Origin of the sequence: Aurantiacibacter spongiae, from assembly GCF_003815535.1 — a bacterium.
GTDB classification, from domain to species: domain Bacteria; phylum Pseudomonadota; class Alphaproteobacteria; order Sphingomonadales; family Sphingomonadaceae; genus Alteraurantiacibacter; species Alteraurantiacibacter spongiae.
Window position 1 is genome coordinate 599,362 of sequence record NZ_RPFZ01000001.1, and the last position, 24,442, is coordinate 623,803.

37 protein-coding genes are annotated in these 24,442 nt (G+C 65.7%); 5 read left to right on the plus strand and 32 right to left on the minus strand.

Annotation, left to right across the window (positions count from 1 at the left end):
• Positions 1-21: 21 nt before the first annotated feature.
• Genes lpdA through EG799_RS03025 form a run of 5 tightly spaced genes read left to right on the plus strand, consistent with a single transcriptional unit; the run spans position 22 to position 4,056 of the window.
• Complete coding sequence (gene lpdA / locus EG799_RS03005) at positions 22-1,434, plus strand: dihydrolipoyl dehydrogenase (RefSeq protein ID WP_123878426.1); 1,413 nt, start codon at positions 22-24, stop codon at positions 1,432-1,434.
• On the plus strand, positions 1,434-2,252 hold the full coding sequence (locus tag EG799_RS03010) for a hypothetical protein (protein WP_123878428.1): 819 nt from the start codon (positions 1,434-1,436) through the stop codon (positions 2,250-2,252). The genes lpdA and EG799_RS03010 overlap by 1 nt, the downstream gene beginning before the upstream one ends.
• The gene (locus EG799_RS03015) at positions 2,249-2,680 is read left to right on the plus strand and encodes a VOC family protein (protein ID WP_123878430.1); all 432 of its coding nucleotides are present in this window, start codon (positions 2,249-2,251) and stop codon (positions 2,678-2,680) included. The genes EG799_RS03010 and EG799_RS03015 overlap by 4 nt, the downstream gene beginning before the upstream one ends.
• A 33-nt stretch (positions 2,681-2,713) precedes the next feature.
• Positions 2,714-3,433, plus strand: a complete 720-nt coding sequence (locus tag EG799_RS03020) for a PepSY domain-containing protein (RefSeq protein WP_123878432.1) — start codon at positions 2,714-2,716, stop codon at positions 3,431-3,433.
• The gene (locus EG799_RS03025; protein ID WP_407641235.1) at positions 3,433-4,056 is read left to right on the plus strand and encodes a trimeric intracellular cation channel family protein; all 624 of its coding nucleotides are present in this window, start codon (positions 3,433-3,435) and stop codon (positions 4,054-4,056) included. The genes EG799_RS03020 and EG799_RS03025 overlap by 1 nt, the downstream gene beginning before the upstream one ends.
• Before the next feature lie 6 nt (positions 4,057-4,062).
• On the opposite strand, the gene EG799_RS03030 is transcribed toward EG799_RS03025, so the two are convergent.
• The 32 genes from EG799_RS03030 to tuf all read right to left on the minus strand — a co-directional run bounded on the left by EG799_RS03030 (position 4,063) and on the right by tuf (position 24,379).
• Positions 4,063-4,896 carry a hypothetical protein gene (locus EG799_RS03030; RefSeq protein WP_234028994.1) on the minus strand — a complete coding sequence of 278 codons (834 nt, stop codon included), beginning with the start codon at positions 4,894-4,896 and terminating at the stop codon, positions 4,063-4,065.
• A 100-nt stretch (positions 4,897-4,996) separates the two neighbouring features.
• On the minus strand, positions 4,997-5,596 hold the full coding sequence (locus EG799_RS03035; RefSeq protein ID WP_123878434.1) for a hypothetical protein: 600 nt from the start codon (positions 5,594-5,596) through the stop codon (positions 4,997-4,999).
• Between the two features lie 127 nt (positions 5,597-5,723).
• Positions 5,724-7,136, minus strand: coding sequence for a serine hydrolase domain-containing protein (locus tag EG799_RS03040; protein ID WP_325051092.1), 1,413 nt, complete (start codon positions 7,134-7,136; stop codon positions 5,724-5,726).
• Positions 7,137-7,206: 70 nt separating this feature from the next.
• Positions 7,207-7,626: a 50S ribosomal protein L17 gene (gene rplQ / locus EG799_RS03045; protein WP_123878436.1), complete on the minus strand. Its 420-nt coding sequence runs from the start codon at positions 7,624-7,626 to the stop codon at positions 7,207-7,209.
• 81 nt (positions 7,627-7,707) lie between these two features.
• On the minus strand, positions 7,708-8,763 hold the full coding sequence (locus tag EG799_RS03050; RefSeq protein WP_123878438.1) for a DNA-directed RNA polymerase subunit alpha: 1,056 nt from the start codon (positions 8,761-8,763) through the stop codon (positions 7,708-7,710).
• A 119-nt stretch (positions 8,764-8,882) separates the two neighbouring features.
• A complete protein-coding gene (gene rpsK, locus EG799_RS03055; RefSeq protein WP_047003266.1) occupies positions 8,883-9,272 on the minus strand; it encodes a 30S ribosomal protein S11 in 390 nt (129 codons plus the stop codon).
• 66 nt (positions 9,273-9,338) lie between these two features.
• Positions 9,339-9,707, minus strand: a complete 369-nt coding sequence (gene rpsM, locus EG799_RS03060; RefSeq protein ID WP_123878439.1) for a 30S ribosomal protein S13 — start codon at positions 9,705-9,707, stop codon at positions 9,339-9,341.
• A 295-nt stretch (positions 9,708-10,002) separates the two neighbouring features.
• Positions 10,003-10,587 (minus strand): ATPase, encoded by a 585-nt coding sequence (locus EG799_RS03065; RefSeq protein WP_123878441.1) that lies wholly within the window; start codon positions 10,585-10,587, stop codon positions 10,003-10,005.
• A gap of 41 nt (positions 10,588-10,628) precedes the next feature.
• Positions 10,629-11,279 carry an adenylate kinase gene (locus EG799_RS03070; protein WP_123878443.1) on the minus strand — a complete coding sequence of 217 codons (651 nt, stop codon included), beginning with the start codon at positions 11,277-11,279 and terminating at the stop codon, positions 10,629-10,631.
• A 47-nt stretch (positions 11,280-11,326) separates the two neighbouring features.
• The gene (secY, locus tag EG799_RS03075) at positions 11,327-12,691 is read right to left on the minus strand and encodes a preprotein translocase subunit SecY (protein ID WP_123878445.1); all 1,365 of its coding nucleotides are present in this window, start codon (positions 12,689-12,691) and stop codon (positions 11,327-11,329) included.
• Positions 12,692-12,791: 100 nt separating this feature from the next.
• A complete protein-coding gene (rplO, locus tag EG799_RS03080) occupies positions 12,792-13,277 on the minus strand; it encodes a 50S ribosomal protein L15 (RefSeq protein WP_123878447.1) in 486 nt (161 codons plus the stop codon).
• 104 nt (positions 13,278-13,381) lie between these two features.
• Positions 13,382-13,567: a 50S ribosomal protein L30 gene (gene rpmD, locus EG799_RS03085; RefSeq protein ID WP_123878449.1), complete on the minus strand. Its 186-nt coding sequence runs from the start codon at positions 13,565-13,567 to the stop codon at positions 13,382-13,384.
• A 4-nt stretch (positions 13,568-13,571) separates the two neighbouring features.
• A complete protein-coding gene (rpsE, locus tag EG799_RS14180; protein ID WP_234029178.1) occupies positions 13,572-14,438 on the minus strand; it encodes a 30S ribosomal protein S5 in 867 nt (288 codons plus the stop codon).
• Positions 14,438-14,782 carry a 50S ribosomal protein L18 gene (gene rplR, locus EG799_RS03095; RefSeq protein WP_123878451.1) on the minus strand — a complete coding sequence of 115 codons (345 nt, stop codon included), beginning with the start codon at positions 14,780-14,782 and terminating at the stop codon, positions 14,438-14,440. The genes rpsE and rplR overlap by 1 nt, the downstream gene beginning before the upstream one ends.
• A 1-nt stretch (position 14,783) precedes the next feature.
• A complete protein-coding gene (gene rplF / locus EG799_RS03100; protein ID WP_123878455.1) occupies positions 14,784-15,317 on the minus strand; it encodes a 50S ribosomal protein L6 in 534 nt (177 codons plus the stop codon).
• Entirely contained in the window at positions 15,317-15,712 is a 396-nt protein-coding gene (gene rpsH / locus EG799_RS03105) for a 30S ribosomal protein S8 (RefSeq protein WP_123878457.1), read from the minus strand. The genes rplF and rpsH overlap by 1 nt, the downstream gene beginning before the upstream one ends.
• Before the next feature lie 11 nt (positions 15,713-15,723).
• Complete coding sequence (gene rpsN / locus EG799_RS03110; protein ID WP_123878459.1) at positions 15,724-16,029, minus strand: 30S ribosomal protein S14; 306 nt, start codon at positions 16,027-16,029, stop codon at positions 15,724-15,726.
• 25 nt (positions 16,030-16,054) lie between these two features.
• Positions 16,055-16,657, minus strand: a complete 603-nt coding sequence (gene rplE / locus EG799_RS03115; protein WP_123878461.1) for a 50S ribosomal protein L5 — start codon at positions 16,655-16,657, stop codon at positions 16,055-16,057.
• Positions 16,650-16,970, minus strand: a complete 321-nt coding sequence (gene rplX / locus EG799_RS03120; protein WP_123878463.1) for a 50S ribosomal protein L24 — start codon at positions 16,968-16,970, stop codon at positions 16,650-16,652. Before rplX ends, rplE begins: the two co-directional genes overlap by 8 nt.
• Positions 16,970-17,338 carry a 50S ribosomal protein L14 gene (gene rplN / locus EG799_RS03125; RefSeq protein ID WP_123878466.1) on the minus strand — a complete coding sequence of 123 codons (369 nt, stop codon included), beginning with the start codon at positions 17,336-17,338 and terminating at the stop codon, positions 16,970-16,972. The genes rplX and rplN overlap by 1 nt, the downstream gene beginning before the upstream one ends.
• 80 nt (positions 17,339-17,418) lie before the next feature.
• On the minus strand, positions 17,419-17,715 hold the full coding sequence (rpsQ, locus tag EG799_RS03130) for a 30S ribosomal protein S17 (protein WP_123878468.1): 297 nt from the start codon (positions 17,713-17,715) through the stop codon (positions 17,419-17,421).
• 10 nt (positions 17,716-17,725) lie between these two features.
• The gene (gene rpmC, locus EG799_RS03135) at positions 17,726-17,953 is read right to left on the minus strand and encodes a 50S ribosomal protein L29 (protein WP_325051093.1); all 228 of its coding nucleotides are present in this window, start codon (positions 17,951-17,953) and stop codon (positions 17,726-17,728) included.
• Positions 17,953-18,390: a 50S ribosomal protein L16 gene (gene rplP, locus EG799_RS03140; RefSeq protein WP_123878470.1), complete on the minus strand. Its 438-nt coding sequence runs from the start codon at positions 18,388-18,390 to the stop codon at positions 17,953-17,955. Before rplP ends, rpmC begins: the two co-directional genes overlap by 1 nt.
• 11 nt (positions 18,391-18,401) lie before the next feature.
• Positions 18,402-19,097, minus strand: coding sequence for a 30S ribosomal protein S3 (gene rpsC, locus EG799_RS03145; RefSeq protein ID WP_123878472.1), 696 nt, complete (start codon positions 19,095-19,097; stop codon positions 18,402-18,404).
• Position 19,098: 1 nt separating this feature from the next.
• On the minus strand, positions 19,099-19,479 hold the full coding sequence (gene rplV, locus EG799_RS03150; RefSeq protein WP_123878474.1) for a 50S ribosomal protein L22: 381 nt from the start codon (positions 19,477-19,479) through the stop codon (positions 19,099-19,101).
• A complete protein-coding gene (gene rpsS / locus EG799_RS03155) occupies positions 19,479-19,754 on the minus strand; it encodes a 30S ribosomal protein S19 (protein ID WP_123878476.1) in 276 nt (91 codons plus the stop codon). Before rpsS ends, rplV begins: the two co-directional genes overlap by 1 nt.
• 6 nt (positions 19,755-19,760) lie before the next feature.
• On the minus strand, positions 19,761-20,597 hold the full coding sequence (gene rplB, locus EG799_RS03160) for a 50S ribosomal protein L2 (protein ID WP_123878478.1): 837 nt from the start codon (positions 20,595-20,597) through the stop codon (positions 19,761-19,763).
• 4 nt (positions 20,598-20,601) lie between these two features.
• The gene (locus tag EG799_RS03165) at positions 20,602-20,916 is read right to left on the minus strand and encodes a 50S ribosomal protein L23 (protein ID WP_123878480.1); all 315 of its coding nucleotides are present in this window, start codon (positions 20,914-20,916) and stop codon (positions 20,602-20,604) included.
• On the minus strand, positions 20,909-21,535 hold the full coding sequence (gene rplD / locus EG799_RS03170; RefSeq protein ID WP_123878482.1) for a 50S ribosomal protein L4: 627 nt from the start codon (positions 21,533-21,535) through the stop codon (positions 20,909-20,911). The genes EG799_RS03165 and rplD overlap by 8 nt, the downstream gene beginning before the upstream one ends.
• A 2-nt stretch (positions 21,536-21,537) precedes the next feature.
• Entirely contained in the window at positions 21,538-22,392 is an 855-nt protein-coding gene (gene rplC / locus EG799_RS03175; protein WP_123878483.1) for a 50S ribosomal protein L3, read from the minus strand.
• A 178-nt stretch (positions 22,393-22,570) separates the two neighbouring features.
• Complete coding sequence (gene rpsJ / locus EG799_RS03180) at positions 22,571-22,882, minus strand: 30S ribosomal protein S10 (RefSeq protein ID WP_010234663.1); 312 nt, start codon at positions 22,880-22,882, stop codon at positions 22,571-22,573.
• 306 nt (positions 22,883-23,188) lie between these two features.
• Complete coding sequence (gene tuf / locus EG799_RS03185; RefSeq protein ID WP_123878485.1) at positions 23,189-24,379, minus strand: elongation factor Tu; 1,191 nt, start codon at positions 24,377-24,379, stop codon at positions 23,189-23,191.
• Positions 24,380-24,442: the final 63 nt, after the last annotated feature.

The window sequence follows — 24,442 nt, forward strand, 5'->3', positions numbered from 1 at the left end:
CTTCGCCGGAATGACGAAACAATGGCTGAACACGACTACGACGTCCTCGTCATCGGTGCCGGACCCGGCGGCTACGTCGCGGCGATCCGCGCGGCGCAGCTGGGATTGAAGACCGCCTGCGCCGAAGGGCGCGAGACGCTGGGCGGCACCTGCCTCAATGTCGGGTGCATTCCGTCCAAGGCGATGCTGCACGCCAGCGAATATTTCGATGCCGCCGCCAACGGCAAGATGGCCGAGATGGGCATCGAGGTGACGCCCAGGCTCAACCTTCCCAAGATGCACGACCAGCGGCTCGACGCGGTCGGCAGCCTGACCAAGGGCATCGAATTTCTGTTCAAGAAGAACAAGGTCGACTGGAAGAAGGGCTACGCCGAATTTCAGGACGCGCATACCGTCCGGATCGGCGAGGAGACGGTCACGGCGACAAACATCGTGATCGCCACCGGCTCCTCCGTCACGCCCTTGCCCAATGTCGAGATCGACAACGACAAGCAGGTGGTGGTCGATTCCACCGGTGCGCTCGAACTGAAGCAAGTGCCGAAGAAGATGGTCGTCATCGGCGCGGGCGTGATCGGGCTCGAACTGGGCAGCGTATGGCGTCGCCTGGGTGCGGACGTGACCTGCATCGAATTCCTCGACGAGGTGCTGCCCGGGATGGACGGCGACATCCGCAAGGAAGCGCGCAAGATCTTCAAGAAGCAGGGCATCGACTTCAGGCTGTCGACCAAGGTCACGGGCGTGACCGTCAAGGGCAAGACCGCCACGCTGACGATGGAACCGGCCGCCGGCGGCGAGGCCGAGACGATGGAGGCGGACTGCGTGCTCGTATCCATCGGCCGGCGGCCGAACACCGACGGGCTGGGTCTCGAAGCCATCGGTCTGGAGACCAACAAGCGCGGACAGATCGAGACGGACCACGACTTCCGCACGACAGTCGATGGCGTCTGGGCCATCGGCGATGTCATCCCCGGCCCGATGCTGGCGCACAAGGCGGAGGACGAGGGCATCGCCGTGGCCGAGAACATCGCCGGGCAGACCGGAATCGTGAACCACGACGTCATCCCCAGCGTCGTCTATACCTGGCCCGAGATCGCCGGCGTCGGCCTGACGCAGGAAGAAGCGGTCGAGGCCGCCGGCGGCGACAGGAAGGCGGTGAAAGTCAGCAAGTTCCCCATGATGGCGAACAGCCGCGCCAAGACCAATCACGAGCCCGAAGGCCTCGTGAAGATCGTCGCCGATGCCGAAACCGACCGCGTGCTGGGCGTGTGGGCGATCGCCTCGGTTGCCGGCACGATGATCGCCGAGGCCGCGCTCGGCATGGAATTCGGCGCGACGAGCGAGGACATCGCCTACACCTGCCACGCGCACCCCACGCACGCCGAGGCGATCAAGGAAGCGGCGATGGGTATCCAAGGACAGGCCATTCACATCTGATGCCGGCAGGGGATCGCGTCCCGTCGTTGCTGGCGCTCGCGATCCCGGTCCTGACGGGGGCAGCGTGGATGGCGCTTGCGGGGGCGCCCGCGTCCTGGCCGCTCGTCAATATCGGAGCGCTCGTCCTCGCCGGCCTCTGGGTGATGATCGGACAGGGACCGCATACCTCGTCCAGCCGGCACATCCTGGCGCTGGCGATGCTCGCTGCCATGCTGGCCGCGGTATGGGTCGGGCCCGTGGTGCAATCGGCCGATGGCCATGCGGTGCGGCGCTGGTTCCCGCTCGGCTCGCTAGCCATCCATACCGGGATGCTGACGGTCCCGGCCTTCGCCATGCTGGCGGCGCGCAACCGCCCGCTGGCGCCGTTCCTGTTGCTCGCGCCGCTGCTCGCGGCATGGCTGCAACCCGACGCGGCGACGGGGTTCGCCCTCACCTTCGCCGGCGTCGGTATCTACCACGTGACGAAAGACTGGCGCGTCGGCGCGGTCTGCGCGCTCGGTTTCTTCGCATCCATCGCGATGGCGCTGCGAGGAGAGGTGCCGGTGACGCCGTTCGTGGAGCGGGTGGTGGTCGATACCCTGTTCGCCAACGTTCTGGCCGCACTCGCCCTGGCCGCCGCGCTGGTGGCCAGCTTCGTCCTGTTGCTGAACGCGATTCCCTTCGATCGCACGAAGCGGTTCGCGCTGGCCGGCACGTTGTTCGGTTTTACCGTCGCGTCGCTGATGTCGACCTATCCGACCCCGTTGATCGGTTACGGCGCCGCGCCCATACTCGGCTTCGGCCTTGCCCTAGGATTGCACGGGATACCCCAGAGATGACCGATCTACCGCCCTTCCACATTGCCTTCCCCGTTCACGACATCGCGGCCGCGCGCCGGTTCTGGGGCGAAACGATGGGCTGCGCGGAGGGTCGCAACGCCGAGGACTGGGTCGATTTCGACTTCTACGGCCACCAGATCGTCGCCCATCAGGCACCCGGCGTCATCGCCGATGGCGCGCGCGGCAGCAATCGGGTGGACGGGCACGACGTTCCGGTGCCCCATTTCGGGGTCGTGCTCGACATGGAGGCGTGGAAAACGCTGGCCGACCGGCTGACGGCGGCAGGTATCGCCTTCGATATCGAACCGCATATCCGGTTCGAGGGGCAGCCGGGCGAACAGGCGACGATGTTCTTCCGCGATCCCAGCGGAAACGCCATCGAGATGAAGGCCTTCGCCGATCGTTCCAATCTGTTCGCAGCACACTAGTGCGACCCCGCCCGCGACGCTAGGGCCGCGCTGATGGGACACCAACGCACTATGCGCCGCTTCGCGAAGTGGCATGTCTGGCTCGGCTGGCTGGTCGGCCTGCCGATCCTGATGTGGACCGTGACCGGTCTCGTCATGGTCGCGCGGCCGATCGAATACGTCCACGGCGACCAGCTGCGAAAGGAAGTTTCCGCCGCGCTGCTGCCTCCCGGCAACCCCGCCCCCCTGCCCTTTCCGGCGAATGGGGGCGCCGGCTACACCGAGATGCGCGTCGCCATGCAGGACGGGCGGCCCGTCTGGTTCCTGACCACGGCGCACGGCGAGATCGAGCGCTACGCCGCCGACTCCACCGGCGCACCGCTGTCACCGATCGACGAGGACTGGATGCGCCGAATGGTGGCCGAGCGCATCGTAGGGGGCGACAGGGTCGAGAGCGTCCGGCGCTTTCCCGCTGACGATCCGCCGTTCGATTTCCGGCGCTCCGTGCCCGTGTGGCAGGTGGCGCTGGAGGACGGCGCTCATGTATACGTCGACGCCCGAACCGGAAAGATCGCCGCTGTCCGCACCCGGTTCTGGAGGGTGTTCGATGTCATGTGGGGGCTGCACATCATGGATCTGCAATCGCGCGAGGATACCAGCCATCCCGTGCTCATCCTGTTCGCGACGCTGGGTGTTGCCGGGTCGCTGCTCGGTTGCGTGCTGATGTTCCGCCGCCGCCGGGCGCGTCCCGGGGCGAAGGGCACGGCAGCGTGATCGCCCTGCCCGCCACACCCGCCCTGCCGCCGCTGCTCGACCTGGGCGGAACGGCGGTCTTCGCGCTGTCGGGGGCGCTGATGGCGGCGCGGCTCAACCAGACCTTCGTCACCTGCGCCTTCTTCGCGCTGTTGACGGGCGTGGGCGGCGGATCGGTGCGCGATGCGCTGATCGGCGTGCCGGCCTTCTGGTTGCGCGATTTCTGGGTCGCGCCGGTGATCCTGGCGGTGGCCCTGCTCGCCTGGTACACGCCGCGCAGATGGTGGGAGGGACACTGGCTGGAATGGGCCGACGCCGCCGGCCTCGCGGCGTTCAGCACGCTGGGCACGGCCAAGGCGCTGGCGTTCGAGGTCACTCCCCTCGCCGCGATCATCCTCGGCATCGTCACCGGCTGCGTCGGGGGCATCATCCGCGACGTGATCGCGGGTGTGCCATCCATCCTCATGCGCCCCGAACTCTACGTCACCGCCGCCGCCGTGGCCGCGGCGCTGTGCGGCGTGCTGATCCTGACCGGCGTGCAGCAGACGCCCGCCATGGCGATCGCCGCCCTGGCCGGGTTTGCCCTGCGCGGCGCGGCGATGATATGGCGGATCGAACTCCCCGCCTATGCGAAGGAGGGCTGAGCGGCCCTACTGCCCCGCGCGCGCAGTGGTATAGCCATCGGCGCCATCGTCATACCCCTCCTCGCCCGGCAGGGGGCCGCCCGGATAAGCGGGTTGCGGATCGGAGCCATAGTCCCGATCCGGCTGCGCGGCACCGTAGCCACGATCGCCATCGTAGCTGTAGGCCCGGTCCGCCGGCGTGGTCTGCGCCGCGCGGGCGCGGGCATAGACCTCGTCGTCGAGCTGTCCCGGATCGGGCACGCCCGGATAGACGGCGACATCATCGGACGGGGCATAGCGGGCGGCGGCGCGGTCGACGGACTGCACGCGGCCGTCATTGTCGATCCAGCAGCGCCAGCCTTCGCCATCGCGCATCTGTCCCGCGACATGCCAGCCATCGGCAGTCCGGCGAGCCTCGTCGACGCTCCCGACGAGACGGCTCTCGACCTCGGCGACGCACATGTCGACGGCGCGGTCCATCCCGTCGCTGCCATAGTCGCTTTCGCCCTGCCATCCCCCGCGGCGGTAATAGTTGCCGTCGTCGCGCGGAGGATAACGGTCACGGTCGCGGTATTCGTACCGGTCGCGGTCGCGGTTGCCCGCGGCGCTGGCGATGGCGGCGATGGTGCCGAGCACCAGCACGCCGGCCACGACGTCGCCCGCATCCACCCCGCCGCGATGGCGGCGATAGCGATCGTAGCGCCCGTATCCGCCATAGCGGAACTGCGCCTGCACGCCGGGATCGGCCACGCCCGCTGCCGCGGGAGAAGCAACCGGAAGCTCGGCCGCGCGAACCGGAACGGCGGTCAGCGACAGGGCCGCCGCAATAGCGGTGAGAGAGGGAAGGAACTTGCGAACCATGGCGATCGTCCTGACAGGAGAATGCGGGTGGACATGGCTAGGCGGTCCAGACTGAAACAAGCCTGAACCGCCCTGTCGTCATACGTGGAGCCGGAGCGGACTACAGCCCGCGAATGCCGCTGAAATCGAGGTCGGTGATACGGCCGTAGCGCACGTCGCATTCGAAGCGGCCCTCGTCCCATCCACGGTTGTTGTAGCCGCGGCGGTAATTGCCGTACCCCCGGCGATCGTAACGACCGTAGCGGTCGCGCCGGTCGTAACGGCCATAGCCTTCCTGCACGGCGATGCGACCCTTCACCTCATAGCCGTTGCGCTCGCGGTCGACATCGCGAATTTCATACACCTCGGCGCGGGTGCCGAGATAGCGCTGCGCCTCCGCCTCTGCGGTACGCACGCACTGCTCAACGGCCTGGCGCGAACCGTACTGGTTGTACCCGCCGCGATCGTAGCCGTAGCCACGTGTGCCGTAACGATAATCGCGGTCGTAGCGGTCGTTGTTGCCGCTGCTCAGGATGGCGGCGAGGCCACCGAGGATCACCGCGCCGGCGATCACCTCGCCGGCGGAAATGCCGTCGTGGTCGCGGTCGTAGCGGTCGTAGCGTCCCTGCGCTGCGGCGGGAGAGGCCGATGCCAGCGCCATCGCGCCTGCCGCGAGGCTTGCCATCGTCCCCTTGCCGAGAGCTTTGGAAAAGGTTTTCATTGGGCGTCTCCTGAACGAGAGGTTTCGTATCGAGGGCGGCATTTCGCCACCTGTGCCCCTGTTGTACCGGCCCGCGCGTGTGATCGTGCTGAACTCGCGGGTTAGCTATCGTTCAGGTTTAACGCTCTTAATCTGAATCGGTTTCCGCAAGCGTGGCGAGAACGTCGCGCGTGAAAGCCTCCAGATCGAAGCCCGGACCGCCAGCCGGATCCTCCCCGCGCCGGACGATGACGACATCGCGGCTGGGGACGACCACGATGAACTGACCGCGATTGCCGCGTGCGGCGAAGGCATCATCGGGGATCCCGGCCATGCCCGACATGATCCACCATCCTGCCCCGTAGCCGTAATCTCCGCCCGGCTGCGGACCCGTGGGGCTGGAGACGTATTCCACCCAGCCCCGGGGCAGGATGCGGGTTCCCTCGCGCGTCACGCCGTCATCGAGATAGAGCTGGCCTAGCTTCGCAAGGTCCCGCGCGGTGGACCAGACCTGGCTCGAAAGGACGTAATTGCCCTGCCAGTCGGTTTCGGCAACGGTGTCGTCCATGCCGAGCGCCGCGAACAGCGCCGAAGGCGGGTGATCCGCAAACGTATCGGCGATCGCCGCGACGGCGGCCAGCGTATCGTTGTTGGCGTAGCGGAAATGGCTGCCCGGCCGGTCGACCACGGGCCAGTCGAGCGCGACCTCTTCCACCGTCGACCCGCCGAAATAGAGCGGATCGGTCCGATTGCCCGGCGTATCGCTGTACCGACCCGACGCCATGCGCAGCGCATTGTCTATGGTGATCTGCCCCCGCAGCCCATCCTGGTATCCGCTGCCGAGGCCGGCCGGGGAATTGACGTCCGCCTCGCCGCGCTGCACGGCGGCGCCGATCAGGGTCGCAGCAATGCTCTTGGCCACCGACCAGGTACGCTGCGGCGTGCGCGGATCAAATCCTTCGGCATATCTTTCCCCAATTATCTCGCCGCCGCGCGTGACAAGAACCGCCGTCGTGCGCGGCGATCCGTCTGTCGCGGGTGAATGGAAGGCCCGGTCGAGCGCAGACGACAGGGCGCTGCCACGAGGCGCGACGACATGCAGCGGCGCGGGCTCCCGCTGCTGCCGCACGGTCGTAACCGGGCCGGGAACCCACCCGATCGGTTCGATAGAACATCCCCTTTGCGAATCGTGCGCGGCGATGCGCGGGGGCATGTCGTCGGTCCAGCGCACGCGGACCGAGCGGAGCTGCGCGCCCCGACCCTCTCCCCGCTCGATCTCGAACGGCAGTTCACCCACGATGTCGTCCAGCGGTTCCTGAATGCCGGCCAGCTCCCATGCGATGACGCTGTCGGGCGAGCGGGTCGTGCCGTTGCGCTCCGCATTGGCGATGGCGCTGCACAGCATCATCGCCTTGTAGCCCGCCGCCAGCGCTCGGTCGTAGCGGGTCTGAAGGTCGGCCTGCGAGAGCGACTGGGCCCATGCCGCGGCGGAGGGGGCAAGCGACAGCGCGACGACGGTGGCGAGCGTGAAGGGTCGGATCATGGAGCGCAGTCTGGACACCGCCAGTGCAAAAGAAAAGGGCCGGCGGATCGTTCCTGCCGGCCCCTCGCGTGTCTGATGCGGATGCGTCTCAGGCGTCCTCGTATTCGTCCTCGGTCATCACCGGGCCGCTGTCCTGCCCCTTTGCGTCCTCGTCACGGTCGACGAGTTCGATGACGGCGATGGGCACGGCGTCGCTGGCACGAATGCCGGCCTTGATAATACGGGTGTAACCGCCATTGCGATCGGAATAGCGATCGGCAAGCGTGTCGAACAGCTTGGCGAGTTGCGCGTCGTCCATCAGCCGGGCGTGGGCCAGGCGCCGGTTCGACAGGCCGCCACGCTTCGCCAGCGTGATGAGCTTTTCCACGTAGGGGCGCAGTTCCTTGGCCTTGGCGACCGTGGTGGTGATCTGTTCGTGCTTGATCAGCGCAGCCGCCATGTTGCGGAACATCGCCGTGCGGTGCTGGCTCTTGCGGGAAAGCTTGCGGCCCTTGATACCGTGACGCATCGTAATTCACTCCGTTCGAAAAGGGCCCGTCTTACGGCAGCCCAGTGCTGGCGGCGCTTGGGGCGCGCCGCCGGAACCCGTTCAGCCGAGCAGCTCCTGTTCGAGCTTCTTGGCCATTTCCTCGATGTTCTCGGGCGGCCATCCGGGGATGTCCATGCCCAGCCGCAGCCCCATGCTGGAGAGCACTTCCTTAATCTCGTTCAGCGACTTGCGACCGAAATTCGGCGTGCGCAGCATCTCCGCCTCGGTCTTCTGGACCAGATCGCCGATATAGATGATGTTGTCGTTCTTGAGGCAGTTGGCCGAACGCACCGACAGTTCCAGCTCGTCCACCTTCTTCAGCAGGTAGCGGTTGAGCTGGTTGGTGTCGCTTTCCTCCGGCTGCGCGGCGACGCCGATCATGGCGCTCTGCGGCTGCGGGATGCCTTCCTCGAAGTGGACGAACAGCGTCAGCTGGTCCTGCAGGATGCGCGCGGCATAGGCTACCGCGTCTTCCGGCGTGATCGTGCCGTCGGTCTCGATGGTGAGGTTGAGCTTGTCGTAGTCGAGCTCCTGCCCGACGCGCGCATTCTCGACCTTGTAGCTGACCTGCTTGATCGGCGAATACAGGCTGTCGACGGGGATCAGGCCGATCGGCGCGTCCGCCGGACGGTTCTGCACCGCGGGGACATAGCCGCTGCCGGTGTCGGCCGTCAGTTCCATGTTGAGCGTGGCACCATCGTCCAGGTGGCACAGCACCAGATCCTTGTTCAGCACCTCGATGTCGCCGGACACCGCGATGTCGCCTGCCTTCACCTCACCGGGACCGGTGGCCGAAAGCTGCAGGCGCTTGGGGCCTTCGCCCTCCATCTTGAGCGCGATCTGCTTCACGTTCAGGACGATGTCGGTCACATCCTCGCGCACGCCGGCGAGCGAGGAGAATTCGTGCAGCACGTTCTCGATCTTGATCGAGGTGATGGCCGCGCCCTGAAGGCTGGCGAGGAGGACGCGGCGCAGCGCGTTGCCGAGCGTCAGGCCGTAGCCGCGCTCCAGCGGTTCGGCGACGAAGGTGGCCTTGCGCTTCTTGTCACCGCCTTCCTTGATATCGAGAGAATTGGGCTTCTTCAGTTCCTGCCAGTTCTTCGTGTTGACGGACATGGACTTCCCCTAAGGCGTTTTTCTGGCGCAACAGCCGCGACGCTTCTTCGTGAAGCGCCGCGGCTGATGCGAATGACTGTGGTTGCGCCTGGCCGGATGCCAGACGCGGCAGGCTTCGATCAGACGCGGCGGCGCTTGGACGGCCGCACGCCGTTATGCGGGATCGGCGTGACGTCGCGGATCGAGGTGATGGTGAACCCCACCGCCTGCAGGGCGCGCAGCGCGCTCTCGCGGCCCGAGCCCGGCCCCTTGATCTCCACCTCGAGAGTGCGCACGCCGTGTTCGGCGGCCTTCTTGCCCGCATCGTCGGCAGCGACCTGCGCGGCGTAGGGCGTGGACTTGCGGCTGCCCTTGAACCCCATCATGCCGGCGCTCGACCAGCTGATGGCGTTGCCCTGGGCATCGGTGATGGTGATCATGGTGTTGTTGAAGCTGGCGTTCACATGCGCGACGCCGCTGGAGATGTTCTTCTTGTCGCGCCGCCTGATCCGACCGGGTTCGCGTGCCATGGGAAATTCCTTTGAATATCGTGGGGTAAGAAAAAGCCGTCGCGAGGCACGACGCCCCGCGCGCGCTTACTTCTTCTTGCCGGCGATCGGCTTCGCCTTGCCCTTGCGGGTGCGGGCGTTGGTATGGGTGCGCTGACCGCGAACGGGCAAGCCCTTGCGATGGCGCAGCCCGCGGTAGCAGGCGAGATCCATCAGGCGCTTGATGTTCATCGCGGTGTCGCGGCGCAGGTCGCCTTCCACCTGATAGTCCGCGTCGATCGTCTCGCGTATCTGAAGGACCTCCGCATCGGTGAGATCCTGGACCCGGCGCGACGGGTCGATGCCCAGCTTCTCGGCGATGGTCTTCGCCGTGGTCGGGCCGATCCCGTGAATGTAGGTGAGCGCGACGATCACGCGCTTGTTGGTGGGGATGTTTACCCCGGCAATACGAGCCACTTAATTCTCCATGCTCCACAGGTGGACTGCCTGATCTTCCCGGCGGGAAGGGGCGCCCCCTATCTCATCGCTAGTGCGCATCGACCGCCCGGACTTGCCGCGCATGGCGAACGACATGACGCGCCGCCTTGTATCCGCAGGAATTTCCGATTGGACGAATAGGTGGCGCAGATAGGGTGATTCGCCCCAAGCGTCAAGGGTTCGTCAACAGGCAGGGCGAGCCGGCGGTAGATCCGCTGCCCGCGGGACCGTTACGGTCCGATGACACTGCCTATAGCGCCGCTCGCGACGCTAGTCAAAAGGACGCCAGATCCCCGCCATCCGCGTTGCCGCGCCCGCGATGCGGACTGCCGCGCTCGATGAGATTGACAAGGCGCGCCAACTGCTCCGCCATGACCCCGGCGACCGCCGGCGCGACCTGTTCGAACGAAATGCGAGAATAGCCACCTACGACATAGGTCCAGACGATCCGCGTGTCCTCCCCGGTCGGCTCGAGCATCACGGTAAGCACGCCGTCCACCGGCTCGGCCCGCAACGGGCCGAGCGCGCCCTTCATCCGCAGCATCGCGCCCGGCGCCGCGTTGATGACGCGCGCGTGTTCCACGGAACCGCGGTTGGGCAGCGCTTCGCAGAAGCAGCCGCCCGCTCGCGCGTCGAGCGAGAGATTGCCCGCGTCCGCCGACCAGCTATGGGCGCCGTTCCACCACCGCGCCGGCTCCTTGAGGATAAGCCAAACATCGTCACGAGGGAGCCGCACGACAGCTTCGGACCTGGTGGCGAAACCGCCATCGGACGCCTCGACGACCTCCGCGCGCACTGGCGTTGCCGGCACCGAAAGGGCGAGCACGGCAGGCAGCACCGGCAACTTGCGAAGGACCACGGACCATCTCCCCCTCGAAGGGAAACAGGCTACCGCGCTGTTCAGCCCGAGGCCAGCACCTTGTCGATGGCTTTCGTCACCTCGTCGATAGGGGCCATGCCGTCCACCCGCGAGACGATCCCGCGCTCCTCGTAGATGGGCAGGATCGGCGCGGTCTTGGCCCGGTATTCCTCCATCCGCTTGCGCACCGTCTCCTCGTTGTCGTCGGGCCGGTGCTTGAATTCGGTGCTGCCGCACTTGTCGCACACGCCGGCGACCTTCGGCTGCTTGAATTGCTGATGATAGCCCTCGCCGCAATTGGCGCAGGTGTAACGCCCGCAGATCCGCTCGACCAGCGCATCTTCGTCCACTTCCAGCTCGATCACGTGGTCGAGCGTGCGGTCGTGCCGGGCGAGGATGTCGTCGAGCGCGTGCGCCTGCGGCGCGGTGCGGGGATAGCCGTCGAATATCGCGCCGGTGCCGTCATCCATCGCCACGAGTTCGGCGTCGATCAGCGCGGACACGATCTCGTCGGAAACCAGCTCTCCTGCATCCATGATCGCCTTCGCCTTGAGACCGACGGGGGTCTGCGCCTTGACGGCAGCGCGAAGCATGTCGCCAGTGGAGAGCTGCTTCATGCCGTGATGCTCGACGAGCAGGTTGGCCTGCGTGCCCTTGCCTGCGCCCGGAGGTCCGAGAAGGATGATGTTCATGGTGCTCTCGTGATCTCCCCTTGGATCGCGAAGCGCGAATTACGGCCCTAGCGCATCCGCCCCTTCAGCTTCGCCTTCTTGATAAGGTCGCCATACTGATGTGCCAACAGGTGCGACTGAATCTGGCTGATCGTGTCCACCGTGACGTTGACCACGATGAGCAGGCTGGTGCCGCCGAGGAACAGCGGGAGCCCCGTCTGCGCAATGCCCCATTCGGGCACGACGCACACGATCGTCAGATAGATCGCACCGACCACGGTGATACGCGTGAGGACGTAATCGAGATAGTCCGCGGTTCGCTTGCCAGGTCGGATGCCGGGGATGAACCCGCCGTTCTTCTTGAGGTTCTCGGCCGTGTCCTCCGGATTGAAGACGACCGCGGTATAGAAGAAGCAGAAGAAGATGATGCCGGTGGCATAGAGCAGCATGTAGAGCGGCTGCCCGTGGGCGAGATACTGGTTCAGCGTCTGGACGAAGCTGCCCATGGTGCTCGTGGGGTCGATCGAATTGCCGGCGAACTGCGTGATGGTGAGCGGCAGCAGCAGCAGCGAGCTGGCGAAGATCGGCGGGATGACGCCCGCGGTGTTGAGCTTCAACGGCAGGTGCGACCGATCCGCCTGCATTCCCCCGCGCTGCATGGCGCGCTTGGGATACTGGATCAGCAGCCGGCGCTGCGCCCGCTCCATGAAGCAGATCCCGAGGATGAGCAGGACCATCATCACGATCAGTCCGCCGATCACCACGCCGCTGATGGCACCCGTGCGGCCGCCTTCGACGAGGTTGACCGTGAAGGTCGGGAACTGGGCGACGATACCCGCCATGATAATGAGCGAGACGCCGTTGCCGATGCCGCGGCTGGTGATCTGCTCGCCCAGCCACAGGAGGAACATGGTCCCGCCGACCAGGTTGATGACCGACACGATGCGGAAGGTCAGCCCCGGATCGACCACGGCCTGCAACCCGCTCGACGCGCCGTAGGCCTCCAGCCCCGAAGCGAGGAAATACCCCTGGATCGCGCACAGGAACACGGTGCCGTAGCGGGTGTACTGGTTGAGCTTCTTGCGCCCCGCCTCGCCTTCCTTCTTCAGCGCCATCAGCGAGGGATGCAGCGACGCAGCCAGCTGGATGACGATGGAGGCGGTGATGTAGGGCATGACGCCCAGCGCGATCAGGCTCATGCGCTCCAGCGATCCGCCGGAGAACATGTTGAACATGTCGAGGATGCCGCCGCGCGTCTGGTCGTAGAGCGAGGACAGGATCAGCGGATTGACACCCGGAAGCGGCACGAAGCTGAGGAACCGGAAGACGATCAGCGCACCGATGGTGAACCAGATGCGCTGGCGAAGCTCTGTCGCCTTGCTGAAGTTTGCGAGGCTCAGATTGCTCGCGATATTGTCGGCGCGCGATGCCATACCAAACGTATATCCTGCGAAATGGGCGCCGGTCCCTCCCGGCTCAGGAGAGGTAGATAGGGAGGCGCGGGCCCGTTGTCGAACCCGCGCCGCCCGTTTGTTATTCGGCCGAAGCCTTGTCCTTGTTGGGAGCGGTCTGCTCGACCGAACCGCCGGCCTTCTCGACCGCCTCGACCGCGCCCTTGCTGGCGCCGGCGACCTTGAAGGCGACCTTGGCCGAGATCTCGCCCTTGCCCAGCAGACGCACGCCGTCCTTGCCGCCGCGCGCCACGCCTGCGGCCTGGAGCGCGGCGTGGTCGACGGTGTTCCCGGCGTCGAGCTTGCCTTCGTCGATCAGCTGCTGCACCTGGCCGATATTGACGTGGGCGTAGTCCTTGCCGAACGGGTTGTTGAAGCCGCGCTTCGGCAGCCGCATGTGAAGCGGCATCTGGCCGCCTTCGAAGCCCTTGATGGCAACGCCTTCGCGGCTCTTCTGACCCTTCTGGCCGCGGCCGGCGGTCTTGCCCTTGCCCGAGCCGATGCCCCGGCCCACGCGGATACGGTCCTTGCGGGCACCAGGATTGTCGCGGAGTTCGTTGAGTTTCATAGTCTGCACTCGCTTTCGCTGTTGTTCGCGCTGAAATGGAAGAGAGCGGCCCGCTATATCAGCAGGCCGCCCCCGTCAATCGATACACTCGGTCCGAAACCCGTTCAGTCGACGACCCGGACCATGTGCGGCACCTTGGCGATGGCGCCGCGCACTTCGGGCGTGTCCTTCACCTCGACGACCTTGTGCATCTTGTTGAGGCCCAGGCCGATGAGGATCTTGCGCTGATCCTTCGGACGGCGGATGGGCGAACCCACCTGCTTGATCTTGATGGTCTTGCTGTCGGCCATTGTCTTACTCCACCACAGCCGCGGCTTCGGCCTCGGCCTCCGCCTCGCTCACCTGGCCCCCGCGACCCAGCAGATCGGCGACCTTCTTGCCGCGACGCTGGGCCACCGACTTGGGCGAGCTCTGGTTGGTCAGCGCGTCGAACGTCGCGCGGATCATGTTGTAGGGGTTGGACGTGCCGATCGACTTGGTCACCACGTCGGCGACGCCCAGGCTCTCGAACACGGCACGCATCGGGCCGCCGGCGATGATGCCGGTACCGGCCGGAGCCGACCGCACGTTGACCTTGCCCGCGCCGAAGTGACCGCGCCCGTCATGGTGCAGCGTGCGGCCTTCCTTGAGTGGAACGCGGATCATGTGCTTCTTGGCGGCGGCGGTCGCCTTGTTGATCGCCTCGGGCACCTCGCGGGCCTTGCCCTTGCCGAAGCCGACGCGGCCCTTGCCGTCGCCCACCACGACCAGCGCGGCGAAACCGAAGCGCTTGCCGCCCTTCACCACCTTGGCGACGCGGTTGATGTGGACGAGCTTCTCGATCAGCTCCTCGCCATCGTCGTCGCCCCGGCCACCGCGACGATCGTCGCGCCCGCCGCGCCCACGACCGCGCCCGCCGCGATCGTCACGGCCGCCACCGCGGCCGCCACGGCCACCGCCGTCGCGTCCGCCGCGCTCGTTGCCGCCGCGCGCATCGGAACGCGTGCGCGGCTGGCCCTCGTCAGCCTGGGCGGGCGACTGGTTTTCGAAAGCCTCGGTCGAAGCGGTGGTCGGCGTGGGCGTGCTGCCCTCGTTGGTGGCCGTCACCTCGGCATTCGCCTTGGCGGCGGCCGCCTCGGGCGTGTCCGTGGTGTTCTCGGTGTTGTTTTCGTCTGCCATAATCAGAACTCCAGCCCGCCTTCGCGCGCGGCATCGGCCAGCGCCTTGACGCGGCCATGGAACAGGAACCCGCCGCGATCGAACACGACGGTCGTCACGCCCGCCTTCTTGGCGGCGGCGGCGATGTCCTTGCCGACCTGCGCCGCGGCCTCGACATTCGCGCCGGACTTGTCGTTGCCGAGCGTGTTGGCGGCGGCCACGGTGCGCCCTTCGGCATCGTCGATGACCTGGGCGTAGATGTGCTTGCCGGTGCGGTGCACGGACAGGCGGGGCTTGTCGCCCGACCGCTTGCGGAGCGCGGTGCGCACCCGGCGGCGGCGGCGTTCAAAGAGGGAAAGCTTTGCCATCTTACTTCTTCTTCCCTTCCTTGCGGAAGATGTACTCGCCGCGGTACTTCACACCCTTGCCCTTGTAGGGTTCGGGCTTGCGCATCTCGCGGATCTCGGCGGCGAACTGGCCGACCTTCTGCTTGTCGATGCCGGAAATCTCGACCGTCGTCTGGTCCGGGGTCTTGACCTCCAGCCCCTCGGGCACGGTCAGGTCGATGTCGTGGCTGTAGCCGAGCTGCAGCTTCAGGGTCTTGCCCTGCGCCTGCGCACGGTAGCCGACGCCGCTGATCTCGAGCACCTTGGTGAAGCCATCGGTCACGCCATCGACCAGGTTCTGCACCAGCGTGCGCTGCATGCCCCAGAAGGCGCGGGCCTTCTGCGTGTCGTTGGCGGGCTGCACGTTGATCGCGTCGCCCTCGACCTTGTAGTCCACGGCGTCGGACAGGCCCATCGTCAGGGTGCCCTTCGGACCCTTCACGGACAGCTGGCCGTTGTCGATCTTGGCCTCGACCCCGCTCGGGATCGCGACCGGCCTTTTACCAATGCGGCTCATCAGAACACCTCCGCGAGCACTTCGCCGCCGACGTTCTGGCTGCGCGCCTCGTTGTCCGAGAGCACGCCCGCCGGCGTCGACACGATGGTGATGCCAAGGCCGTTGCGCACGCTCGGCAGATCCTTCGATCCCGAATAGACGCGGCGGCCGGGCTTGGAAACGCGCGCGACATATTTGATCGCGGGTTCGCCTTCGAAATACTTCAGTTCGATCCGCAGCGCCGGATGCCGGCCCGAACCGTCCTCGGAATAGCCACGGATGTAGCCTTCGCGCTGGAGCACTTCGAGGACGTTCGCACGCAGCTTGGACGCCGGCGACAGGACGGAATTCTTCTTCGCCTGCTGGCCGTTGCGGATGCGGGTGAGCATGTCACCCAGGGGATCGGTCATAGCCATTCGTCAGATCCTCACCAGCTCGACTTGATCACGCCCGGGATCATGCCCTTGTTGGCAAGATCGCGGAGTTCGATGCGGTTGAGCCCGAACTTGCGGTAGTAGCCGCGCGGGCGGCCGGTGGTGGTGCAGCGGTTGCGCACACGGGTGGGGTTCGCGTTACGCGGGATCTCGGCCATCTTCAGGCGCGCGATCAGACGCTCGCCATCGTCCAGCGATTCGTCGTCTGCGATCGCCTTCAGCCTGGCGTATTTCGCCGCGTACTTCTTGACGAGACGCTTGCGCTTCTCGTTCTTGTTGATGGAACTCAGTTTCGCCATTGGACTTAAGCTCTCCTGGGACGGCCTACGCCGCCGCCTTTTCTTCTTCGGCCTTCGTCTCGGAGGACTCGGGAGCCGGGAACGGGAAACCGAACAGGCGCAGCAGCTCGCGCGCTTCCTCGTCGGTCTTTGCGGTGGTGGTCACGATGATATCCATGCCCCGGACCTTCTCGATCTTGTCGTAGGAGATCTCGGGAAAGATGATCTGCTCCTTGATGCCCATGGCGTAATTGCCGTGGCCATCGAAGCTCTTCGCATTCAGCCCGCGAAAGTCGCGGATGCGGGGCATGGCGATCGTGACCAGGCGGTCGAGGAATTCGTACATGCGGTCGCGGCGCAGCGTAACCTTGGCGCCGATCGGCATGCCTTCGCGCAGCTTGAACTGAGCGATGGACTTCTTGGCCTTGGTGATGACGGGCTTCTGCCCGGCGATCGCCTGCATTTCCTCGGCCGCGGTCTGCACCTTCTTCTTGTCCTGGCTCGCCTCGCCCACGCCCATGTTGAGCGTGATCTTCTCGAGCCGGGGCACTTCGAGTGCGTTCTTGTAACCGAACTTGTCGGTCATCGCCTTGGCGATCTCGTCGGTATAGCGCTGCTTCAGGCGCGGTGTGTAGCTTGCTTCAGCCATCGATCGTCTCCCCGGACTTGACGGCGACGCGCACCTTCTTGCCGTCGCGCTCCTCGAAGCGGACGCGGGTGGGCTTGCCGTCCTTGGGATCGGCGACGGCGACCTTGGCCATCGCCATCGGAGCGGCGACGCGGTCGATGCCGCCCTGCGGATTGGTCTGCGAAGGCTTGCGGTGACGGGTCATCACGTTGACCCCCTCGACCACGACCTTGCCTTCCTTGGGCATGACCTGGCTGACCGTGCCGGTTTGGCCCTTGTCGCGGCCGGACAGCACGACGACCTGGTCGCCCTTCTTGATTTTCGCACCTGCCATCAGATGACCTCCGGAGCCAGCGAGATGATCTTCATGAAGCCCTTGCCGCGCAGTTCGCGAACGACAGGGCCGAAGATACGCGTGCCGATCGGTTCCTCGGTCTTGTTGACCAGGACCGCGGCGTTGCTGTCGAAGCGGATCACGCTGCCGTCGGGACGGCGCACGTCCTTGCGCGTCCGCACGATAACGGCGCGGTGGACGTCGCCCTTCTTCACGCGGGCGCGCGGCTGGGCTTCCTTCACGGAAACCACGATCACGTCGCCGACGGACGCCGTGCGCCGCTTGGACCCGCCCAGCACCTTGATGCACTGGACGCGCTTCGCGCCGCTGTTGTCCGCGACGTCGAGATTGGATTGCATCTGGATCATCGATCCGTTTCCTTCTCACTGGCTTGCCGGGACATCCGCCCGGCAGTTCCTACGTCAAACTTGTTGGTCCGCGCGCGGGCTCAGTTGCCCGGCGTCGCCGCCTCGACATCGATGTCGGCCTCCAGCGCGGTGCCCTTGCTCGCCACCAGGCGATCGGTCACCTGCCACGTCTTGGTCTTGGAGAACGGCTTGGTCTCCTCGATGCGGACGGTGTCGCCGACGACATATTCGTTGCTCTCGTCATGCGCGTGATAGTTCTTCGAACGACGGATGATCTTCCCGTAGAGCGGGTGCTTCACCTTGCGTTCGACCTTCACGGTCACGGTCTTGTCGGTCTTGTCGGAGGTGACGGTCCCGATCAGTACGCGCTTGGGCATGGTCTACTCCTTAAGCCTTGGCTTCGGCCGCAGCGGCGCTGGCGCGCTCGGTCTGCAACGTCTTGATCTGCGCGATGGTGCGACGGACCTCGCGAACGCGGTCGGGGCGCTCGAGCTGGTTGGTCGCGGCCTGGAAGCGCAGGTTGAACTGCTCGCGCTTGAGATCGGTCAGCTGCTGGGTGAGCTGATCGTCGCTCTTCGTGCGTAGGTCTTCCATCGAGGTGCTGTTCCTGGCCATCAATTCTCTCCGCCGAGGTGGGAGCTGTCGCCGAAGCGCGCAACGACCTTGGTCTTGATCGGCAGCTTCATCGCCGCGCGGCTGAACGCCTCGGCAGCGAGCGGGCCGGCAACGCCGTCCAGTTCGAACAGGATGCGGCCGGGCTTCACGCGCGCGGCCCAGTATTCGACCGAGCCCTTGCCCTTGCCCTGGCGGACTTCGGCGGGCTTCTTCGACACCGGCACGTCGGGGAACACGCGGATCCACAGGCGTCCCTGACGCTTGATGTGGCGCGTGATCGCCCGGCGGGCGGCCTCGATCTGGCGCGCGGTGATACGCTCCGGCTCCAGCGCCTTGAGGCCGTAGGAGCCGAAATTCAGCGTCGTACCGCCGCGGGCGTTGCCGTGGATCTTGCCCTTGAAGGCCTTGCGATACTTGGTTTTCTTCGGTTGCAACATGGTACTCTACCTCAGCGGGCCGGACGGACGCCGGAAGTCTGCGCTTCCATCATCAGCCGGTCCTGCGACATGGGATCGTGACCCAGGATCTCGCCCTTGAAGACCCAGACCTTGATGCCGATGATGCCGTAGGCGGTCTTCGCCTCGGCTTCGGCATAGTCGATGTTGGCGCGCAGCGTATGCAGCGGAACGCGGCCCTCGCGATACTGCTCCACGCGCGCGATCTCGGCGCCGCCCAGACGGCCGCCGCACATGATCTTGATGCCTTCGGCACCCAGGCGCATGGCGGACTGCATGGCGCGCTTCATCGCCCGGCGGAACGCCACGCGGCGCACCAGCTGGTCGGCGATGCCCTGCGCGACGAGCTTGGCGTCGATCTCGGGCTTGCGGATCTCGACGATGTTGAGCTTGACCTCGCTCTCGGTCATCGTCGCGAGCTTGGTGCGCAGCTTCTCGATATCCGCGCCCTTCTTGCCGATAATGACACCGGGACGCGCGGCGTAGATCGAGATGCGGCACAGCTTCGCCGGACGCTCGATCACCACCTTCGAGATCGCTGCCTGCGGCAGGCTCTCGACGATGTGCTTGCGGATCTCGATATCCTCTTTCAGCAGCCGCGCATATTCGCCGCCCTCGGCGTACCAGCGGCTGTCCCAGGTGCGGTTGATCTGCAGGCGCAGGCCGATCGGATTGCTCTTGTGACCCATCTTAAGCCTCTTCTTCCTGCTCGCGAACGACGATCCTCAGCCGGCTGAACGGCTTGAGGATGCGCGTGGACTTGCCACGCCCGCGCGTCGCGAAACGCTTCATGGTGATGGACTTGCCAACGCTGGCCTCGGCCACCACGAGCGCGTCCACGTCCAGGTCGTGATTGTTCTCGGCGTTGGCGATGGCGGAGGCGAGCACCTTGCTCGCATCGCGGGCCATCGCGCGCTTGGAGAAGGCGAGGATGTTCATCGCCTCTTCCGCCTTCTTGCCGCGGATCAGCTGCGCGACGAGGTTCAGCTTCTGCGCCGACCCACGGATCGTGGTGCCGACGGCCAGCGCCTCGTTTTCGCCGACGCGGCGGGGAGACTTTGCCTTGCCCATTATCGCTTGCCCTTCTTGTCGGCGGCATGACCCGGGAAGCTGCGCGTGGGCGCAAACTCGCCGAGCTTGTGGCCGACCATTTCCTCGTTGACCGAGACGGGGATGAACTTCTGGCCATTGTAGACGCTGAAGGTCAGGCCGACGAAATCCGGGAGGATCGTCGAGCGCCGCGACCAGGTCTTGATCGGCTTCGAATTGTTCGCTTCCTGCGCGTCCTGCGCCTTCTTCAGCAGGTGAAGATCGACGAACGGACCTTTCCAGACGGAACGTGCCATTCTCTCTTACCTCTTCTTTTTCGCGTGACGCGACCGGATGATCATCTTGTCGGTCTGCTTGTTCTTGCGGGTGCGGGCGCCCTTGGTCGGCTTGCCCCACGGAGTGACCGGGTGACGACCGCCGCTGGTGCGGCCCTCGCCGCCGCCGTGCGGGTGATCGACCGGGTTCTTGGCGACGCCGCGGGTCAGGGGCTTGCGACCCATGTGGCGCTTGCGCCCGGCCTTGCCCAGGTTCTGGTTCTGGTTGTCGGGGTTCGACACCGCGCCGACCGTGCCCATGCAATCGGCGCGCAGATACCGCTGCTCGCCGCTGTTCAGGCGCACGATCACCATGCCGCGGTCACGACCGACGAGCTGCACGTAGGTGCCTGCCGAACGCGCGATCTGCCCGCCCTTGCCCGGCTTCATCTCCACGTTGTGGATGATGGTGCCGACCGGCATCTGGCCCAGCAGCATCGCGTTGCCCGGCTTCGTGTCGACCTTCTCGCCCGCGACCACCTTGTCGCCGGGCGCAAGACGGTTCGGCGCCAGGATGTAGGCCAGCTCGCCATCGGTGTACTTGATGAGCGCGATGAACGCCGTGCGGTTGGGATCGTACTCGATCCGCTCCACGGTGGCTTCCATGTCCCACTTGCGACGCTTGAAGTCGATGAAGCGGTACTTCTGCTTGTTGCCGCCACCGATGCCGCGCGAGGTCACGTGACCCTTGTTGTTGCGGCCGCCCGACTTGGTCAGGCCCTTGGTCAGCGACTTGACCGGACCGCCCTTGTGGAGGTTCGTCTTGTCGACCAGGACCAGGCCGCGGCGGGCCGGGCTGGTGGGTTTGTAATTCTTCAGTGCCATCGGATCAGCCCACCCCTTCGGTGATGTCGATCGGATCCTGACCCTCTTGCAGGGTCACGATCGCCTTCTTCTGGTCAGTCCGCTTGTAGGGCTTGCCGCGCCAGCGCTTGGACTTGCCCTTCATCACGATCGTGTTGACGCTTTTCACCTTGCGCTCGAACAGGGCCTCGACGGCTTCCTTGATCTGCGGCTTGGTGGCATCGCCCGGCACCTTGAACACCACCGCGTTGTTCTCGCTCAGGAGCGTGGACTTCTCGGTGATGTGGGGTGCGAGGATAACGTCGTAGTGACGCGCGTCCTTGTCCTGCTTCTTAGCCATTGAAGCGCGCCTCCAGCTTTTCGACCGCGTCCTTGGTCAGGACCAGCGTGTCGTGGTTAAGGATGTCGTAGACGTTCGCGCCCACCGCGGGCAGCACGTCCACGCCCGGCAGGTTGCCGGCGGCCTTGCGGAAACCGTCGTCAACGGTCTCGCCGTCGATCACCAGCACCTTGCCGTTCCATCCGTTCGTGTCGAAGTGACCCTTCAGCGCCTTCGTCTTGGCGTCCTTCAGTTCCAGCGAATCGACGATCACGAGACCGTCCTTCGCCTTGCTGGAGAGCGCCATCTTCAGGCCGAGCGCACGGACCTTCTTGTTGAGCTGCTGCTCGAAGTCGCGCTTGCGGGCGCCGTGGGCCTTGCCGCCGCCGATGAAGATCGGGGCGCCACGGTCGCCGTGACGGGCGCCGCCCGACCCCTTCTGGCGGCCCCACTTCTTGCCGGTGCGGTTCACGTCGGAACGCTCGCGCGTCGGACGCGCCGTGCCGCGCCGGTTTTCCAGCTGCCAGGTGACGACCCGGTGCAGGATGTCCGCGCGCGGCTCCACGCCGAACACGTCATCGCTCAGTTCGATGTCGCCCGACCCCTTGGAGCCGTCGATGTTCTGGACCTTGACCTTCACGATCAGGACTCCTTCGTGCTCGGATCGGCCGCCGGCGTACCGCTTTCGGTGCCTGCGCCTGCATCCTGTTGCTGAAGCAGCTTGGCCTGCTGCTCGGGCGAAATCTCGGGGTTGACCTTGTGCGCGGCATCGCTCTCGACCAGGCCGGCATCCTGTTCGTCGGACCGGGTCTCGTCGGCGTTGCGGCGCATGGCGCCCGGGAACGGCACGCCTTCGGGCAGCGGCACCTTCACGGCGTCGCGCACCATCAGCCAGCCGTTCTTGGATCCGGGGACGGACCCCTTCACGAAGATCAGGCCCCGCGCGGAATCGGTGCGGACGACCTCGAGGTTCTGCTGCGTGCGCTGACGGTCGCCCATGTGACCGGCCATCTTCTTGTTCTTGAAGACCTTGCCCGGATCCTGGCGGTTGCCGGTCGAGCCGTGCGAACGGTGGCTGATCGACACGCCGTGCGTGGCGCGCAGACCACCGAAGCCCCAGCGCTTCATCGGACCGGCAAAGCCCTTGCCGACCGTGTGACCGGTGACATCGACCATCTGACCGGCGATGAAGTGATCGGCGGTGATCGTCGCGCCGACAGGCAGGAGGCCGTCCGCGTCGTCGACGCGGAATTCGGCGACCTTCTGCTTCAGGCCGACCTCGGCCTTGGCGAAGGCCTCGCGCTGCGGCTTGTTGACGTTCTTCTGCTTGGCTTCACCGGCACCAACCTGGACCGAGAAGTAGCCGTCGCGATCGGCCGTGCGGTTTGCGGTGACCTGGCACCCTTCCAGCGACAGGACGGTGACCGGCACGTGGCGGCCATCCTCCTGGAACAGGCGGGTCATCCCGACTTTTTTCGCGATCACGCCACTGCGCATGATCCTGACTCCTTACACAGAGGCACCGGGGGACCATTCCCGCCGGTGCATGCTCAGCCCGAATTGTCATGCGTCGCCCGTCCGGGCTGAAAGTGCTTCCCGCAGGCGGGAAACGAGACGGGAGACGCGGCCCGGGCGGTTGCCCGGCGGTATCTCTGCTTGGTCGTGGATCGCCCGCCTACGCGAGCTTGATCTCCACGTTCACGCCCGCGGCCAGATCGAGCTTCATCAGCGCGTCGACCGTCTGGGCGTTCGGCTGCACGATGTCGAGCAACCGCTTGTAGGTGCGCACCTCGAACTGCTCGCGCGACTTCTTGTCGATGTGCGGGCCGCGGTTCACGGTGAACTTCTCGATACGCGTCGGAAGAGGAATGGGACCACGAATAAGGGCGCCCGTGCGGCGGGCGGTGTCCGCGATCTCGCCAGTCGCCTGGTCGAGCACGCGGTGATCGAAGGCCTTGAGGCGAATACGGATATTCTGTGCGTCCATGTTCCAACTACCGATGCGAAAGAGCCAATGGATCGTTGCCGATCCACAAAAACAAAAGGCCCGCCCCGCTTGACCCGGTTTCCCGGAAACGGGCGGCCTTTGCTGAAATTCGTTGCGACGGAGACGAATCTCCATCTGTGAGGGCGCGTATACGGATGAGCTGCCCGGCTGACAACCCCGATTTGCGGGATTTTTCGCCGGGGCATTCACTCGTGCCGGCAAGCCGGAACAGCGCCCTCGACAAAAGGCAAGGGCCCGCCCCTCTGTGCGAGGGGCGGGCCCGTTACCGTGCGCGCGATGCGAAGATTACTTGGTGATCTTCGACACCACGCCCGAGCCGACGGTGCGGCCGCCTTCGCGGATCGCGAAGCGCAGACCTTCGTCCATGGCGATCGGTGCGATCAGCTTGACGTCGATCGTCACGTTGTCGCCCGGCATCACCATCTCGGTGCCTTCCGGCAGGACCACTTCGCCCGTCACGTCGGTCGTGCGGAAGTAGAACTGCGGACGGTAGTTGGCGAAGAACGGCGTGTGACGGCCGCCCTCGTCCTTCGACAGGACATAGACCTCGGCGGAGAAGTCGGTGTGCGGCGTGACCGAACCCGGCTTCGCCAGGACCTGGCCGCGCTCCACGTCCTCGCGGCCGATGCCGCGGATCAGCGCGCCGATGTTGTCGCCGGCCTCGCCGCGGTCGAGCAGCTTGCGGAACATCTCGACACCGGTGACGGTGGTCTTCTGCGTGTCCTTGATGCCGACGATCTCGACTTCGTCACCCACGTTCACCACGCCGGTCTCGACACGGCCGGTGACGACGGTGCCGCGACCGGAGATCGAGAACACGTCCTCGATTGGCATCAGGAACGCCTGGTCGACCGGGCGCTCGGGCTGCGGGATGTGCTCGTCGACGGCATTCATCAGCTCGATGATCGAGTTCTTGCCGATCTCGTCGTCGCGACCTTCGAGGGCGGCCAGCGCCGAACCCTTGACGATCGGAATGTTGTCGCCGTCGAAATCGTAGCTGGACAGCAGCTCGCGCACTTCCAGTTCGACCAGCTCGAGGATTTCCTCGTCGTCGACCTGATCGACCTTGTTGAGATACACCACCAGCGCCGGCACGCCGACCTGACGGGCGAGCAGGATGTGCTCGCGGGTCTGCGGCATGGGGCCGTCGGCGGCGTTCACGACCAGGATCGCGCCGTCCATCTGGGCGGCACCGGTGATCATGTTCTTCACGTAGTCGGCGTGGCCCGGGCAATCGACGTGCGCGTAGTGACGCTTGTCGGTCTCGTACTCGACGTGCGCGGTCGAGATGGTGATGCCGCGCTCACGCTCTTCGGGCGCCTTGTCGATGTTGGCGAAGTCGACGGCCGAGCCGCCGTAGGTTTCCGCCATGACCTTGGTGATCGCAGCCGTCAGCGTGGTCTTGCCGTGGTCGACGTGACCGATGGTGCCGATATTGCAGTGCGGCTTGTTCCGCTCGAATTTTTCCTTCGCCATTGTACTCTTAACCTCTGTCTAAGATTGAATCTCTGCGGGGAGAGAGTCGGCACCCGCCGAAAC

Coding starts and splice junctions, on each gene's coding strand:
- rpsJ (WP_010234663.1), bottom strand. CDS start 22,882: ATGGACGCACAGAATATCCGTATTCGCCTCAAGGCCTTCGATCACCGC.
- rplO (WP_123878447.1), bottom strand. CDS start 13,277: ATGAAACTCAACGAACTCCGCGACAATCCTGGTGCCCGCAAGGACCGT.
- rpsK (WP_047003266.1), bottom strand. CDS start 9,272: ATGGCACGCGAACCCGGTCGGATCAGGCGGCGCGACAAGAAGAACATC.
- rpsQ (WP_123878468.1), bottom strand. CDS start 17,715: ATGCCCAAGCGCGTACTGATCGGGACCGTCACCTCCGACAAGACCGAC.
- secY (WP_123878445.1), bottom strand. CDS start 12,691: ATGGCATCGCGCGCCGACAATATCGCGAGCAATCTGAGCCTCGCAAAC.
- rplN (WP_123878466.1), bottom strand. CDS start 17,338: ATGATCCAGATGCAATCCAATCTCGACGTCGCGGACAACAGCGGCGCG.
- tuf (WP_123878485.1), bottom strand. CDS start 24,379: ATGGCGAAGGAAAAATTCGAGCGGAACAAGCCGCACTGCAATATCGGC.
- EG799_RS03010 (WP_123878428.1), top strand. CDS start 1,434: ATGCCGGCAGGGGATCGCGTCCCGTCGTTGCTGGCGCTCGCGATCCCG.
- rplC (WP_123878483.1), bottom strand. CDS start 22,392: ATGCGCAGTGGCGTGATCGCGAAAAAAGTCGGGATGACCCGCCTGTTC.
- rpsS (WP_123878476.1), bottom strand. CDS start 19,754: ATGGCACGTTCCGTCTGGAAAGGTCCGTTCGTCGATCTTCACCTGCTG.
- lpdA (WP_123878426.1), top strand. CDS start 22: ATGGCTGAACACGACTACGACGTCCTCGTCATCGGTGCCGGACCCGGC.
- EG799_RS03020 (WP_123878432.1), top strand. CDS start 2,714: ATGGGACACCAACGCACTATGCGCCGCTTCGCGAAGTGGCATGTCTGG.
- rplV (WP_123878474.1), bottom strand. CDS start 19,479: ATGGGCAAGGCAAAGTCTCCCCGCCGCGTCGGCGAAAACGAGGCGCTG.
- rpsH (WP_123878457.1), bottom strand. CDS start 15,712: ATGGCTATGACCGATCCCCTGGGTGACATGCTCACCCGCATCCGCAAC.
- EG799_RS03015 (WP_123878430.1), top strand. CDS start 2,249: ATGACCGATCTACCGCCCTTCCACATTGCCTTCCCCGTTCACGACATC.
- rplB (WP_123878478.1), bottom strand. CDS start 20,597: ATGGCACTGAAGAATTACAAACCCACCAGCCCGGCCCGCCGCGGCCTG.
- EG799_RS03165 (WP_123878480.1), bottom strand. CDS start 20,916: ATGGCTAAGAAGCAGGACAAGGACGCGCGTCACTACGACGTTATCCTC.
- rplR (WP_123878451.1), bottom strand. CDS start 14,782: ATGGCAAAGCTTTCCCTCTTTGAACGCCGCCGCCGCCGGGTGCGCACC.
- rplQ (WP_123878436.1), bottom strand. CDS start 7,626: ATGCGTCACGGTATCAAGGGCCGCAAGCTTTCCCGCAAGAGCCAGCAC.
- rplX (WP_123878463.1), bottom strand. CDS start 16,970: ATGGCAGGTGCGAAAATCAAGAAGGGCGACCAGGTCGTCGTGCTGTCC.
- EG799_RS03070 (WP_123878443.1), bottom strand. CDS start 11,279: ATGAACATCATCCTTCTCGGACCTCCGGGCGCAGGCAAGGGCACGCAG.
- EG799_RS03050 (WP_123878438.1), bottom strand. CDS start 8,763: ATGTCCGTCAACACGAAGAACTGGCAGGAACTGAAGAAGCCCAATTCT.
- EG799_RS03030 (WP_234028994.1), bottom strand. CDS start 4,896: ATGGTTCGCAAGTTCCTTCCCTCTCTCACCGCTATTGCGGCGGCCCTG.
- rplP (WP_123878470.1), bottom strand. CDS start 18,390: ATGTTGCAACCGAAGAAAACCAAGTATCGCAAGGCCTTCAAGGGCAAG.
- rplF (WP_123878455.1), bottom strand. CDS start 15,317: ATGAGCCGCATTGGTAAAAGGCCGGTCGCGATCCCGAGCGGGGTCGAG.
- rpsC (WP_123878472.1), bottom strand. CDS start 19,097: ATGGGTCACAAGAGCAATCCGATCGGCCTGCGCCTGCAGATCAACCGC.
- rplE (WP_123878461.1), bottom strand. CDS start 16,657: ATGGCTGAAGCAAGCTACACACCGCGCCTGAAGCAGCGCTATACCGAC.
- rpmD (WP_123878449.1), bottom strand. CDS start 13,567: ATGGCCGACAGCAAGACCATCAAGATCAAGCAGGTGGGTTCGCCCATC.
- EG799_RS03035 (WP_123878434.1), bottom strand. CDS start 5,596: ATGAAAACCTTTTCCAAAGCTCTCGGCAAGGGGACGATGGCAAGCCTC.
- rpmC (WP_325051093.1), bottom strand. CDS start 17,953: ATGGCCAGGAACAGCACCTCGATGGAAGACCTACGCACGAAGAGCGAC.
- rpsN (WP_123878459.1), bottom strand. CDS start 16,029: ATGGCGAAACTGAGTTCCATCAACAAGAACGAGAAGCGCAAGCGTCTC.